At 31.0% G+C, this 14,531-nt stretch carries 17 protein-coding genes; 12 read left to right on the top strand and 5 right to left on the bottom strand.

Features of this window, described 5'->3' with window-relative positions; translation table 11 throughout:
- Window positions 1-69 precede the first annotated feature (69 nt).
- Window positions 70-1,365 carry an IS110 family RNA-guided transposase gene (locus tag CLPA_RS18590; protein ID WP_003440352.1) on the bottom strand — a complete coding sequence of 432 codons (1,296 nt, stop codon included), beginning with the start codon at window positions 1,363-1,365 and terminating at the stop codon, window positions 70-72.
- A 408-nt stretch (window positions 1,366-1,773) separates the two neighbouring features.
- On the opposite strand from CLPA_RS18590, the gene anfD reads away from it, so the two are divergent.
- From anfD to CLPA_RS18565, 7 genes are all read left to right on the top strand, one after another.
- Window positions 1,774-3,351 (top strand): nitrogenase iron-iron protein, alpha chain, encoded by a 1,578-nt coding sequence (anfD, locus tag CLPA_RS18585; protein ID WP_003447707.1) that lies wholly within the window; start codon window positions 1,774-1,776, stop codon window positions 3,349-3,351.
- 15 nt (window positions 3,352-3,366) lie between these two features.
- Entirely contained in the window at window positions 3,367-3,717 is a 351-nt protein-coding gene (gene anfG, locus CLPA_RS18580) for a Fe-only nitrogenase subunit delta (protein WP_003447705.1), read from the top strand.
- A gap of 15 nt (window positions 3,718-3,732) precedes the next feature.
- Window positions 3,733-5,121, top strand: a complete 1,389-nt coding sequence (anfK, locus tag CLPA_RS18575) for a Fe-only nitrogenase subunit beta (RefSeq protein WP_003447703.1) — start codon at window positions 3,733-3,735, stop codon at window positions 5,119-5,121.
- 149 nt (window positions 5,122-5,270) lie between these two features.
- On the top strand, window positions 5,271-5,435 hold the full coding sequence (locus CLPA_RS21285; RefSeq protein WP_155760404.1) for a hypothetical protein: 165 nt from the start codon (window positions 5,271-5,273) through the stop codon (window positions 5,433-5,435).
- Window positions 5,436-5,592: 157 nt separating this feature from the next.
- On the top strand, window positions 5,593-5,754 hold the full coding sequence (locus tag CLPA_RS20605; RefSeq protein ID WP_158380947.1) for a Fe-only nitrogenase accessory AnfO family protein: 162 nt from the start codon (window positions 5,593-5,595) through the stop codon (window positions 5,752-5,754).
- 32 nt (window positions 5,755-5,786) lie between these two features.
- Complete coding sequence (locus CLPA_RS18570) at window positions 5,787-6,431, top strand: type 1 glutamine amidotransferase (protein WP_003447698.1); 645 nt, start codon at window positions 5,787-5,789, stop codon at window positions 6,429-6,431.
- Between the two features lie 4 nt (window positions 6,432-6,435).
- Window positions 6,436-6,975: a pyridoxamine 5'-phosphate oxidase family protein gene (locus CLPA_RS18565; RefSeq protein WP_003447696.1), complete on the top strand. Its 540-nt coding sequence runs from the start codon at window positions 6,436-6,438 to the stop codon at window positions 6,973-6,975.
- A gap of 203 nt (window positions 6,976-7,178) precedes the next feature.
- Here the strand turns inward: CLPA_RS18565 and CLPA_RS18560 are convergent, their stop codons facing one another.
- From CLPA_RS18560 to CLPA_RS18550, 3 genes are read right to left on the bottom strand one after another with little or no spacing between them, the layout of a single operon-like run.
- Complete coding sequence (locus CLPA_RS18560) at window positions 7,179-7,751, bottom strand: manganese catalase family protein (protein WP_003447694.1); 573 nt, start codon at window positions 7,749-7,751, stop codon at window positions 7,179-7,181.
- Window positions 7,752-7,781: 30 nt separating this feature from the next.
- Window positions 7,782-8,054, bottom strand: coding sequence for a spore coat protein CotJB (locus CLPA_RS18555; RefSeq protein ID WP_003447692.1), 273 nt, complete (start codon window positions 8,052-8,054; stop codon window positions 7,782-7,784).
- Window positions 8,055-8,074: 20 nt separating this feature from the next.
- A complete protein-coding gene (locus CLPA_RS18550) occupies window positions 8,075-8,371 on the bottom strand; it encodes a spore coat associated protein CotJA (protein ID WP_003447691.1) in 297 nt (98 codons plus the stop codon).
- 352 nt (window positions 8,372-8,723) lie between these two features.
- On the opposite strand from CLPA_RS18550, the gene trxB reads away from it, so the two are divergent.
- The 4 genes from trxB to rd all read left to right on the top strand — a co-directional run bounded on the left by trxB (window position 8,724) and on the right by rd (window position 10,847).
- A complete protein-coding gene (gene trxB / locus CLPA_RS18545; protein ID WP_003447690.1) occupies window positions 8,724-9,650 on the top strand; it encodes a thioredoxin-disulfide reductase in 927 nt (308 codons plus the stop codon).
- 1 nt (window position 9,651) lies between these two features.
- Complete coding sequence (locus CLPA_RS18540; protein WP_003447688.1) at window positions 9,652-9,879, top strand: glutaredoxin domain-containing protein; 228 nt, start codon at window positions 9,652-9,654, stop codon at window positions 9,877-9,879.
- Window positions 9,880-9,933: 54 nt separating this feature from the next.
- Window positions 9,934-10,470, top strand: a complete 537-nt coding sequence (locus CLPA_RS18535; RefSeq protein WP_003447686.1) for a peroxiredoxin — start codon at window positions 9,934-9,936, stop codon at window positions 10,468-10,470.
- Window positions 10,471-10,682: 212 nt separating this feature from the next.
- Window positions 10,683-10,847, top strand: coding sequence for a rubredoxin (gene rd / locus CLPA_RS18530; RefSeq protein ID WP_003447684.1), 165 nt, complete (start codon window positions 10,683-10,685; stop codon window positions 10,845-10,847).
- A 52-nt stretch (window positions 10,848-10,899) separates the two neighbouring features.
- Here the strand turns inward: rd and asnB are convergent, their stop codons facing one another.
- Window positions 10,900-12,741, bottom strand: coding sequence for an asparagine synthase (glutamine-hydrolyzing) (gene asnB / locus CLPA_RS18525; RefSeq protein WP_003447673.1), 1,842 nt, complete (start codon window positions 12,739-12,741; stop codon window positions 10,900-10,902).
- A 377-nt stretch (window positions 12,742-13,118) separates the two neighbouring features.
- On the opposite strand from asnB, the gene asnS reads away from it, so the two are divergent.
- Window positions 13,119-14,510 (top strand): asparagine--tRNA ligase, encoded by a 1,392-nt coding sequence (gene asnS / locus CLPA_RS18520; RefSeq protein ID WP_003447672.1) that lies wholly within the window; start codon window positions 13,119-13,121, stop codon window positions 14,508-14,510.
- The last annotated feature ends 21 nt before the right edge of the window (window positions 14,511-14,531 follow it).

Below are 14,531 nucleotides of genomic sequence, written 5' to 3'. Positions count from 1 at the left end.
AATAATCCATTGAAAAAGCACGAACAATGGAATTAATTGTAAGATGATTAGTCTTTAAGTTTTTAGCCGTTAGGCTGCTGTAGTAGAACCATTATTAAGATACATTTTAATATGTATTTTAGGATCACGTATTTCATACTCTTTTTGGTTCCTTAGGACGGAGAATATGTAATTAACAAGTTTATGCATTATTGCCACTAAAGCAACCTTTTTGCTTTTACCATTTAGGTTTTCTTTATAGTAGGTAAGTAAAACTTTGTTTATAGGTTCACCGCTTCTACTGGTTCGTATGGATGCTAATGCCACAGCATATAAGGCTCTTCTGCCTATTCTGGTACCACGTTTAGACATAGTATTTTTATTACTGTTAAACTTACCAGATTGATTGACAGATGGGTCAATACCAAAGTAAGCAACTAAATGTTTAGCTTTTACAAAACCTTTAATATTGCCTATTTCACTCATTATTGTGATGGCAGTTAATTCACCAATACCTGGTATTGAGTAAATCAATTGAACATTTTTCTTAAATTGCTCTGAAATCCTATTGCTTTTCATCAATGAATGAATTTCATTTAATAAATTGTTAAGCTGATTTTCTAAAGTTTCTATTACAGAAATTGTGTTCATGATTTTTACAAACAGGCTAGGCGATTTAAGACCAATGTAAATAGCTTCTTCAGCAGCATCAATTAGCTTTTTATAGATTTTTTCACTATATGTTAGTCCTTTTCTTGAATGACTGCGAATAAGATCTATTAACTCATTTTTATCAGCATTTAAGATAGCTTTAGGACTTGAATATTCTTTTAAAATTGCTATTGATGTTTTGCAAGTAATGTTTGAAAAAACAGAGCTATAGCTAGGAAAAATAATTTTTAAGTCGGTAGAAAGCTTTTTCTTAAAAGTAGATTTACTATCAGTAAACTTATAGTAATCTCTACAGAGAGCTTTTAAGGTATAAATTTCAATATCAAATGCAGAAGTATATTTAACATTTTGAAATTTGCCTATTTTAGCAATGGTTAATGCATCTTTTTTATCATTTTTCACTTTTCTTATGTCTCCATTCTTGTTACAATTAGTAATGAGTGGATTTAAGATACATGTTTCAAATGTATCCCTAAGAAAGTGGAAAAGAGTAAGATGGTATACACCAGTAGATTCCATGAAAATTGCCGTTTTCATGTTAAACTCTTCTTCCGCTTTTTTTATTTGATCTACTAGGTAATCAAAACCATTTCTATTGTGCTTAATTTTAAAAGGCTTTCTATAAACTTCACCGTCAGGTGCTAGTATAGCAACTACTGAAAAGTCTGCTGATACATCGATTCCAACTATTGGTCTATAAAAAAATTTACTCATAAAATAATATCTCCTTTGCTTTGTGAGATAGAATAGATATTCCATTTCTATCAGTAATTCTATAACCTTGTTTGTGACACGGGTAATTCCCAAAGGGAAACCCAACCAGCTAAACATAGAACTCTCACTGATGGAATGATACGCTAATTTTCGGGTATCAATGACTCGTTAGAGTTACTTCCCAGGAGGAATACATCTATCTTCTATTCAGGAGATATTATACATCAATATTTACTAGTATGGATTCCCACTTGGGAAAAATAGAAAACTAAGTTAGATGAGATTAGTACACCCTATCGGGTAGAAAATCTTCGAATAAATTAAAAGAAATGAGTTGTAATGTTCGTTAGAATTCAAGATAGTTTTCTATTGAATGTTATGACTACATTATACAAGGAGGAAAAATTTATGCCATATCATACTTTTAAATGTAGTGAGTGTATTCCTGAAAGAGGAAAACATGCAGTTGATAAAGGTGAGGGAGAAGATTTAACAGATGCTCTTCCTTTGGGGTATTTAAATACAATTCCAGGAACAATTTCAGAACGTGGTTGTGCTTATTGTGGAGCAAAACACGTTATTGGTACGCCGATGAAAGATGTTATACATATGAGTCATGGTCCTATTGGCTGTACGTATGACACTTGGCAAACAAAAAGATATATAAGTGACAATAATAATTTCCAATTAAAATATACTTTTGCAACAGATGTAAAAGAAAAGAATATAGTATTTGGAGCTGAAAAAGTATTAAAGCAAAATATTATTGAGGCTTTTAAGGTATTTCCTCATATAAAGAGGATGACAATTTATCAAACTTGTGGTACAGCACTTATTGGAGATGATATTGAAGCTGTTACTAAGCAAGTGAAAGCTGAAATGCCGGATGTAGATATATTTGTATGTAATTCTCCAGGGTTTGCAGGTCCAAGTCAATCTGGTGGACATCACAAGATTACTATAGGATGGGTTAATCAAAAGGTTGGAACTTATGAACCAGAAATAACCAGCCCTTACGTTATCAACTATATAGGTGAATATAATATACAAGGTGATCAGGAAATTATGCAGGATTATTTTAAGAGAATGGGCATCCAAGTTCTTTCTACCTTTACGGGTAATGGTTCTTATGATGATCTTAGGGGGATGCATCTTGCACACTTAAATGTACTTGAATGTGCACGTTCTGCGGAATATCTTGCAAATGAACTTAGACAAAGATATGGTACTCCACGTTTAGATATAGATGGATTTGGTTTTAAAGCGTTAGGAGAATCTCTTAGAAAGATAGGTATTTTCTTTGGAATAGAAGAGAGAGCACAACAGATTATTGATGAGGAAATTGCCAGATGGAAACCAGAGCTTGATTGGTATAAAGAACGTTTAAAAGTAAAGAAAGTATGTTTATGGCCAGGCGGATCTAAACTTTGGCACTGGGCTCACGCAATTCATGAAGAGATGGGCGTTGAAGTTGTATCAGTATATACTAAATTCGGTCATCAGGGAGATATGGAAAAAGGTATATCAAGATGTGAAGCTGGAGCACTTGCTATTGATGATCCTAATGAATTAGAATCTTTAGAAGCAATGAGAACTTTAAAACCTGATTGTATATTTACAGGTAAACGTCCGGGAGAGTTTGCAAAGAAAGTTGGAGTTCCATATCTAAATGCACATGCATATCATAATGGTCCTTATAAGGGATTTGAAGGCTGGGTTAGATTTGCGCGTGATATATATAATGCAATTTATTCACCAGTTCACAAACTTGCTATGGTAGATATAACTAAGGATGAAATATCAAACGTTAATTTTGAAACTCCAGGAATGTTATCAGATGTTAATTTAAGTGAAGAAGTTAAATCTTCTACTGTTTTAAGACAATATACTGGTAAATATGATAATGTTTCATCTATAAGATCAAAAACAATAGAAGATTATCCATATTTAAAACAGGCAAAAGAAGCAGTAGAGTCAAAGAAATAGCAGGAGGAGATAATTATGGAAGATCCAAGTAAAGTTCAGCTTAATCAGCTTACAGATTATATTATGAAGAATTGTCTTTGGCAGTTTCATTCTCGTAAATGGGATAGAGAAAGACAAAATGAAGGGATTTTAACTAAAACTAAACAGATATTGTTAGGCGAAGAAGTAGATCTTAGTACTCCTGCAGATAGATGTTATTATGCAGATGCATTATGTCTTGCAGATGCTTATAAAACTGAGTACCCATGGATAAACGATATGAGTAAGGATGAACTTATACAATTAATGCAACAACTAAAAGATCGTATAGATTATGTAACTATTACAGGGTCACTTAATGCAGAACTTACAGACCCAAGATACTAGAAAGGAAGTGAAATTATGGCTTGTGAAGTAAAAGAAAAAGACCGTACTGGTGTTATTAACCCTATTTTTACCTGTCAGCCTGCTGGTGCGCAGTATGTTAGTATAGGAGTAAAAGATTGTATAGGATTAGTCCATGGAGGACAAGGCTGTGTTATGTTTGTTCGTTTGATATTCTCACAGCATTTTAAAGAAAGTTTTGAATTAGCATCTACATCATTACATGAAGATGGTGCTGTATTTGGTGCACTTAATCGTGTTGAGGAAGGTGTAGACGTACTTTTAATGAGATATCCTGATGTAAAAGTTATACCTATAATATCAACCTGTTCAACTGAGGTTATAGGAGATGATATAGATGGTGTTGTAAGAAAACTTAATAATGGTCTTCTTAAAGAAAAATATGCAGGTAGAGAAGTTCATCTCATTCCTATTCACACACCAAGTTTTAAAGGAAGTCAGGTAAGTGGATATGATGTAGCAGTAGAAGCTTTTGTAAAATATTTTGCTAAAAAAGGCGATGCTAGCGATAAAATCAATTTGATTACTGGATGGGTTAATCCTGGTGATGTAAAAGCATTAAAGCACCTTTTATCAGAAATGAATATAGAAGCCAATGTACTTTTCGAAACTGAAAGTTTTGATTCACCATTAATACCATCTGAAAATACAGTTTCTCATGGAGAAACTACTATAGAAGAAATAGCTGATACAGCAAATGCAATGGGAACTATTGCGCTTAACAGATATGAAGGCGGAAATGCTGCTAAATATCTTGAAAGTGAATTTCAAGTTCCAGCAGTCATAGGACCAACCCCTATAGGTATTCGTAATACAGATATATTCCTAAAGAACTTAAGTAAGATGACTGGAAAGCCTATTTCTAAATCATTAGCTTATGAAAGAGGTATTGCATTAGATACTCTTACCGATCTTACTCATATGTTCTTTGCCGGAAAAAAAGTTGCTATTTATGGAAATGCTGATCTTGTTATAGGCCTCACAGAATTTTGTCTTGATTTAGAAATGAAGCCTGTATTACTTCTTTTAGGTGATGATAATAAGAATTATGTAGATGATCCACGTATTAAAGATCTTCAAGAAAAAGTGGATTTTGATATGGAAGTTGTGTTAAATGCAGACTTATGGGAATTAGAAGATAGAATAAAGAATCATGGACTTGAGCTTGATCTTATCATGGGACATTCAAAAGGCAGATTTGTTGCTATGGAATATAATATTCCAATGTTAAGAGTGGGTTTCCCTGTGTTTGATAGAGCTGGATATTTCCGTCATCCTGTAGTTGGATATGAAGGAGCTATGTGGCTTGCAGAAGAAATGGCAAATGTATTATTTACTGATATGGAATACAAGAAGAATAAAGAATGGATACTTGCTATGTGGTAAATTCATAACTATAGTTTTTTGGTAATTAAATATTATAAGATTTATTTTATATTTATTATATTCTGCCAAAACTTAACTGTAAAATTAGGTTTTGGCAGAATTATTAAGAAGAGGGTATAGATAATGAGTGAAATGAAGCTATAAGATCATTGGATTTAATGTTCGATATTTGTTCTCTTGAAGATTATCATTATGAAAATCCTGAGGCATCTGATGCGGATAGGGTTCTTTCAATGTGTACTCAGGTCCATAGGTTATTTGATCAGAATAGAATTTCAGCAGTTAGATGTATTTTTAATAAGGGAGAAAATTAATAACAATAATTAAATCTTAAGAAAGGAGGGGGATTAGTGTATGGGGTATAGAAGGCTCTCCAGAAGAATTTTTGGAAGTGGTACTTCAAAATGAAGAATATAATAAAGCTAAAAGCATTAAAGTGGAAAACCTATAGAGAAGATACCTGTACCTACCTTGGCAGGGAAAGTTGGAAGTTATTATATTGATCTTAGACCAATTATGAAGAATAACGAAAAAATTAATTCTAAAGATATATTAGTACCATTTTTAAATGCTAATAAGTTTGAGGATTTGACAGTTGAATGTGATCATGTACCACCTTGGTTTGAAAAATAATTAAAGATTTTAAATTTAGAGTCAAGTGTTGAGTGTATAAACTAACAGGTACGCATCTATATAATTATGAATCTCTTCCATCAGTAGACAAATTTGATTGGCTTATAATTATGGGAGGTCCTATGAATATTTATGAGGAAAAAACTTATCCATGGCTTAAATATGAAAAACAACTTATAAAAGAAGCTATAGATAAAGGTAAAATTGTACTAGGTATTTGTCTTGGTGCCCAACTTATAACTGATGTTTTGGGAGGTAAAGTTACAAAAAATCCCGAAGCTGAAATTGGATGGTTTCCTGTTACTTTAAATATAGAAGCAAAAAAGTCATTACTTTTTAAAAATTTTCCTCAATCATTTCATGTTTTTCAATGGCATAATGATACTTTTAGTACGTTAGGAAAAGAAGCGGAAAATATAGCTGTTAGTGAAGCTTGCCAAAATCAGGCTTTCATGTATAAGAAAAGGGTTATAGGCTTTCAATTTCATATAGAAAGTAGTGAAGATAGTATTGACTCAATAATACATAATTGTCCTTATGATAATGTTAATGATCCATATGTTCAAACTAAAGATCAGATTCTGTCTAAAATGAGCTATCTTAAAATAGCTAATGAATTAATGTATAATTTTTTGGATGAACTTGAAACTCATTATTTTAATTTTAATCAGGAGTAATAATATGGAAAAAATAAAATATACGCAAAGAATATGTGAAGATAAAGAAAGAATTAAGAACTTTTTAGTTGAAAAAAGAGTAGGTACACTGAGTATGTGTGATAAGGAAGGAAATCCCTATGCACTTCCTATGAATTACTTATATTATAATGATAAAATTTATATACACGGTATGGGGAGTGGTAAGAAGAATACAATACTTGCAGAAAAACCTTCTGTTTGTTTTACTATATTTGAAGAATTTGGTACAGTAACTGATCCAGTACCTTGTAAATGTGACACTTCTTATTTAAGTGTTGTTATTTTTGGTAAGGCAGTTCTTGTGGAGGATTTAGAAGAAAAGGCCCAAGTACTTACACAGCTTGTAGAAAAGTTTATGCCTAATTTTTTTAAAAATCCTCTTTCAAAACAGTTTATAGGTAAATATCATTCATCTTTTGATAATAAGACTGTAGCTGTGTATTGTATTGATCCAGAAGATTTAACAGCTAAAGAAAATCCAATAGATATGGATCATATGTTTAATGGGAATAAATCTAAATAATTATATCATATATTACAATTTAATAGAATTTAAAATTAGAGTATATGTATAAAAATATTAAATTTTTTATAATAAAGCTTCTTCTCTGTATCAATGAGAAAAAGCTTTATTGAATTTAAAGTTTATTTATTATAAATTGTTGTGAATTAAGTATTAATTTATATAAATTTAAGTATTTTAATTTTTAAACCTTTTGTAAAATTTTAGAATATCCTTTTGCTTTTATTTAAATCATATACACTTTCCAAAGCTTCACCAAAACGTTGGTAGTGTACAACTTCTCTAGCCCATAAAAATTTTAAAACATCTTTTACATCGTGATCATCTGTTAAGTCTATAAGATGTTCATAAGTTGCTTTAGCTTTTTGTTCAGCAGCCAGATCTTCATGTAAATCTGTTACTGGATTACCTAGGGTACCAATATAAGCTGCTGTCCATGGAACACCATTAGCATCTGTTGGGAATAAAGCATGATCGTGTTGAGCATAATGACCGCCGAGACCTGCTGCTTTTAGTTCATCAGGGGTGGCATCTTTAGTAAGTTGATAAACCATAGCAGATATAATTTCTACGTGTGCTAATTCTTCTGTACCTATATCTGTTAAAAGTCCTTTAGTACTACCTGTTGGCATAGTATAACGTTGATTTAAATATCTTATAGCAGCACTTAATTCTCCATCAGGTCCACCGTATTGAGTTACTAAAAATTTAGCCATTCTTATATCCTTATTTTTAATTTTTACTTTGTGTTGCAGATTTTTTGAGTAATTCCACATAATTTATTTTCCTCCTATTTTCCACATAGTTTATTCTCCGCTTTCCCAAGGCCAAGGTTCATCTACCCAAGACCAGGGATGTTTGCTTTCTGCACCTCCGAAGTTAGTTAATGGACCATATTTTTTTTCATACATAGCTATTACAGCTTTTAAATCACTGGTTATATTATTGTAATCAGTTAATGCTGGTTTGCAATCAGGATGTGTGTCTAAATATAAATTTAAATCTACAGCAGCAAATTTTAGCTGATGAATATTATCCATTAATTCTTCTCGAGATAGGTCTTTTAATGATTTTGCCATACTAATTCCTCCATTCCATTTTATAATCTAGGGTATCTAAGATTTATATTAGGGAATACACTGCCTCTTTTTAGACCTTCTTTTAGTGGTAATATTCCCACATAAGTTTGAATAGGCATATATGCTCTAGCTAGTTCAAGATTCATTGGATTTGAGCCACAACCAGCTGAATCTCCTTTAACATTGTTTATTTGGTTGTTGTTATTATTAATTTCTATATTATTTTTCTGTGGATTATCATATATATTATTATGAGAAATATTTTCATTACCTCTCATCATTTCAGGATTTATACATGGGAAAAAATTTTCATACATTATATATTCACCTCTAAATTTTAACTTACAATAATATGATATTCATATAAAAAAAATATGTGTGAGAAAATATATTTTTTAGTATAAAATTGAATAATATATTTAATTTGATATAAACTTAAAGAGAATGAAAAAAGTGATTATGTACTTAATAAAATATTGGTAATTTTGTAAAAAAGCAATGCTGTGCATATTGCATATTTTTTTTTGTTATATTATAATAATTAATATAAGTAAAAGGCTATATTAATTAATAATGATTATTGTTTAATGCTGTTAATGTAAAAAACATCTTTATATATTAAAATATAAAGGTAGTCTAATATATAAATTATATGGTGGTGTTTATGACATGAAAGAAGAGAAGCAGCTTGATTTAGTTATAATCGGAGCAGGTCCCGCGGGACTTACGGCGGCGATTTATGCAATAAGAGCTAAACTCAATACTTTAGTTTTAGAAAATGAACTTGTAGGAGGACAAATTAGGGAAACTTATACAGTAGAAAATTTCCCGGGATTTAATGTTATATCTGGTGCTGATTTGGCAGATAAAATGGAAGAGCATGCAGCAAGCATTGGAGTAAATATAGATCAATTTAGTAATATAGAAAAAATTAAATTATCTGATGATGAAAAAATTATAGAAACAGAGGATGTAATATATAAAGTTAAGGCGCTGATAATAGCTACAGGAGCCAAAAGCAGAAGACTGCCTATTCCAGAAGAAGAAAAACTCCATGGAAAAGTTATTCATTATTGTGAGTTATGTGATGGAGCTCTATACCAAGGAAAGGATTTGGTTGTTGTGGGCGGTGGAAATTCTGCTGTAGAAGCAGCTATATTCTTAACTAAATATGCTAGAAATATTACTATAGTTCATCAATTTGACTATCTTCAAGCACAAAAGTACTCACAGGATGAATTGTTTAAACATAAAAATGTAAAAATAATATGGGATAGTGAGATAAGAAATATTGTTGGAGAAAATGAGATTGAAAAAATAGTAGTAGAAAATGTAAAGACAAAACAGAAAACAGAATTGAAAGCAGATGGAGTTTTTGTTTATATTGGTTATGAGCCTAAGACGGAACTCTTTAAAGATTCTATTAATATAAATAAATGGGGATATATAGAAACCGATGAAAATATGGAAACCAATATAAAGGGAGTTTTTGCTGCTGGAGATGTAAGGTCTAAACTTATAAGACAGTTAACTACAGCTGTTAGTGATGGCACTGTTGCTGCACTAATGGCTGAAAAATATATAGGAGGTAAATAATATGATTAAAATATATTCCACACCAACATGTCCATGGTGTAAAAAGACAAAAGAATATTTAAAATCAAAAAATATAGATTTTGTTGATGTAAATGTAGCTGATGATATGAAGGAAAGAGAAGAAATGCGTAGCTTATCCAAGCAATCAGGAGTGCCAGTTATAAATATAGATGGTAATATAATAGTTGGATTTAACAAGGCAGAAATAGATAAACTAATAGAGAAATAGACTACTTTTTGGTATGGTATATATGGTATATGATGAACAAAAGGAGGAGATTTTATGGAGAGATTAGTGGGAAAGCCAGCACCAGAATTTGAAATGAAGGCTGTCAAAGGTGATGGAAGAGGATTTACTGAAGTTAAACTGGGAGATTATAAGGGAAAATGGCTAGTAATGTTTTTTTATCCGTTAGATTTTACATTTGTATGCCCAACTGAAATTACAGGCTTTAGCAAAAGGGCTGAAGAATTTAGGGATTTAAAAGCTGAATTATTAGCGGTAAGTTGTGATAGTCAATATTCTCATGAGACTTGGATTAATCAAGATATAAAACAGGGGGGACTTGGTAAAATTAATTTTCCAATTGCCTCCGATAAAACTACTGAAGTGAGTACAAAATATGGAATACAGATAGAAGAAGAAGGTATTTCTCTAAGAGGACTATTTATAATTGATCCTGAAGGAATAGTTAGGTATTCTGTAGTGCATGATCTTAATGTAGGAAGAAGTGTTGATGAAACTCTTCGTGTATTAAAGGCATTTCAAACTGGTGGAATGTGTGCTTTAGATTGGCATGAAGGAGATGACAACTTATAATTTATGGGGATTTGATCTTATATGACTAGACTAAATTTTATTATTAAAACTTGAAATATATACTATATATTTCAAGTTTTAATTGAAGTTCATATTGCATAAATTTTTGTTAAATAAGTATATTTTTATAAAATAAGGTAGAAATATTTACTTAATTGTTGTAATATAAAATAAATACATTAAAATTTTATTAAGGTATTGGAGGAGTTTTTATGAAGAAGTATACATGTACAGTATGTGGATATATTTATAATCCCGAAGATGGAGACCCAGATAATGGAGTAAATCCAGGAACAGATTTTAAAGATATTCCAGATGATTGGGTATGTCCTTTGTGTGGAGTAGGAAAAGATCAATTTGAAGAAGTAGAAGAATAGGATAAATTAAAGACTGGGAGAGAATTTGCTTCCAGTCTTTAATTATGATTCACTATATTTGTATATCTACATTATATAATCTTAGCCAAGTATCTACTTGAATAAGATAAGCTATTAATTGAGGTCCTGTCATTAATTGACCATACCAAGGTTTTTTATAGGATTTACCTCCAGTTCTCACAATCTCTCTTACTACAGGAACATCGATCAATTGAAGTATAGGAGAATTAGGATCATTTAAAATATTTTCAAGCCATTTTTGTACTATTTTAGTATATCCAGGATTAAAGGTTTTAGGATAAGGACTCTTTTTTCTATAGACAATATCATCAGGAAGTATTCCCTTTAAAGCTTTCCTTAGTATTCCCTTTTCCCTATCTCCGCAAAAACGTATTTCTGGAGGAATATTAAAGGCATATTGTACTAATCTGTAATCGGCAAAAGGTATTCTTACCTCTAAATTACTAGCCATACTCATACGATCATTTCTTGTTAATAGAGTCAGCATAAACCACTTCATATTAAGATAGAATAATTCTCTCATTCTATGCTCATATTTACTTTCTCCATCAAGATGAGGAACTTGTTTTAAAGTATTTTCGTAATGGGCTCTTACAAAGCCATCAAGATCTATATTTTTTAAATCTCCACTTAATATTTTAGATCTTTCACTTACGGATTTTGACCATGGAAAAGTATTGGCATTTATATCTTCAGGTCTTCTATACCAAGGGTAACCACCAAATATTTCATCAGCACATTCACCAGATAATGTAACAGTTTTTTCTTTTCTCACACCTTTGCAGAAAAGATAAAAGGAAGAATCTATATCTGCCATCCCAGGAAGATCATTGGCCTTTACTGCCTCTACTAGAGTTTCAGCTAAATCTCTATTGGTATTTATTATAGTATGGTGATTACTGCCTATAAATTCATGCATCTTTACTGCCCATTCACTATCAGAATTAGGTTGAAATTCATTTGCTTTGAAGTATTTTGCATTGTCTTCGTAATCCACTGAATAAGTATCTAAAATTTTACCCTGTTTTTTGAATTCCTGTGCTGTAAAGGCAGAAATTGCACTTGAATCTAAGCCTCCTGATAGAAAGGTACCTACAGGCACGTCTGATACAAGCTGTCTTTTAACTGCATCATTTAATAAAGTTCTTAAGTGTTCAGCAGTTTCATCGGTTGTTTCAGTGTGAGGTTCACTTTTTAATTTCCAGTATTCTTCTAATTTGAAGCCATAAGGAGTGTATATTCCACAATGTGCTGGTGGTATTTCATGTATATCCTTAAATACACCGCTATCTGAAGCACGACCTGGTCCAAGACCAAATATTTCAGTTAAACCTTCTTTAGTTAATATTGGTTTTACATCTGGATGAGCAAGAACTGTTTTTATTTCTGATCCAAATATAAGAGAATTGTTTTTTATAGTGTAAAATAAAGGTTTTACACCAAGGGGATCTCTTGCTAAAAATAAGCTTTTATTCCTTTCATCCCAAATTGCAAAAGCATATATTCCGTTTATATATTCAACACATTTATATCCCCAGTGAATATAAGCTGTCAGCAATACTTCGGTATCGGAATAGGAATCAAAAGTATAGCCTTCTGATAAAAGAATTTTTCTTAGATCTTCTGTATTATACAATTCTCCATTATATACTAATACAAACTTATTATTGTTAATAGTTTTTATCATAGGCTGTTTTCCGCCTGATGGGTCTACAACAACTAGCCTTCTATGACCTAAAAGTGTATGTTTTGAGTAGTAATATCCTAATTCATCAGGTCCTCTTTGTTTCAAAGTATCAGTCATATTTTCTATAATATATTTATTATATAATATATTTTCTTTGAAATTAACAAAGCCAGCAATTCCACACATTATATCAATCTCCATTATTAGTAATATATAATATAGTGTATGATAAGTAGTGGATATAAGTTACGATAAACAGGAATTTCAATTAATTCAAATAATTCTGATTATATAAATTATTTCAGGTGGATTAATTCAATTATATTTTAGTACAAAGTGTAAATAGTTGACATATATCAAATCAAATATTATAATTTTTCTGTAAATAGGCTTAACAAATTGTAAATATGATAATAATATAAGTATATATTATAAAAATAATATATAGATAAATCTCTCAGCATTTCTATGGAAGATAGTGTAGTAACACTTACTGTCCTTTCATACCTTTAATTACCAGAGTAGAAAAGTTTTTTATTTATATTTTATAGGAGGTAAGAAAAATGAAAAACATAATTGTAAAGGAATTATATAGAAAAATAGATCAATATAGTAATAAAAATATAAGAATATCTGGATGGGTTAGGACTGTAAGATCATCTAATGCCTTTGGGTTTATAGAAATTAATGATGGAAGTTTTTTTAAAAATATTCAAATTGTATTTGAGAAAGATTTAGATAACTTCAAAGAGATAAGCAAAATTGCTATTAGTTCTTCATTGAGCATAGAAGGAACTGTAGTTTTGACTCCAGAAGCAAAACAACCTTTTGAAATACATGCAAAAAACATTACAATAGAAGGGGATTCCACTGTAGATTATCCTCTGCAAAAGAAAAGACATACGTTAGAATATTTAAGAACTATTGCACATTTGAGACCTAGAAGTAATACTTTCTCGGCAGTATTTAGAGTTCGCTCACTAGCTGCCTTTGCAATACATAAATTTTTTCGAGATAGAGACTTTGTATATGTTAATACACCGATAATTACAGGAAGTGATTGTGAAGGTGCAGGAGAAATGTTCAAATTGACCACTTTAGACTTAAATGGTGTACCTAAAGATGATAATGGAAAAGTAGATTATACAAAAGACTTCTTTGGAAAAGAGACAAATCTTACTGTCAGTGGTCAGCTATCAGCAGAAACATTTGCATTGGCCTTTAGAAATGTATATACCTTTGGACCTACCTTTAGAGCAGAAAACTCAAATACTGCTAGACATGCAGCAGAATTTTGGATGATTGAGCCAGAAATAGCCTTTGCAGATCTCAATGATGATATGGCACTTGCGGAAGACATGGTTAAATATATAATAAAATATGTTATGAAAAATGCACCAGAGGAAATGGAGTTTTTTAACAAGTTTATTGATAAAACTCTCTTTGATAGATTACAAAATGTGGTGAATTCAGACTTTGGAAAAATAACTTATACTGAGGCAATAGATATACTTAAGAAGTCAAATGAAAAATTTCAGTATGAGGTTAAATGGGGAATAGATCTTCAGACTGAGCATGAGAGATATTTAACTGAGAAAGTTTTTAAAAAGCCTTTATTTGTAACGGATTATCCAAAAGATATAAAAGCCTTTTATATGAGAATGAATGATGACAATAAGACTGTAGCAGCGGCAGATTTGCTTGTACCAGGTGTTGGAGAAATAATAGGAGGAAGCCAAAGAGAAGAAAGATTGGATATCCTTGAATATAGGATGGAGGAATTAGGGCTTAATAAAGAAGATTATTGGTGGTATTTAGAACTTAGAAAGTATGGAGAAACAAAGCATGCTGGCTTTGGTCTGGGATTTGAAAGAATTATAATGTATATTACCGGTATGACAAATATAAGAGATGTAATACCATTTCCTAGAACTACAGGTTCAGCGGAGTTTTAAGCTGATGAAACATAATTGTTA

It is taken from the genome of Clostridium pasteurianum DSM 525 = ATCC 6013 (genome assembly GCF_000807255.1).
Taxonomy (GTDB): domain Bacteria; phylum Bacillota; class Clostridia; order Clostridiales; family Clostridiaceae; genus Clostridium_I; species Clostridium_I pasteurianum.
The sequence above is the reverse complement of the archived record's forward strand: the minus strand, read 5'-3'. Positions and strand labels throughout refer to the sequence as shown.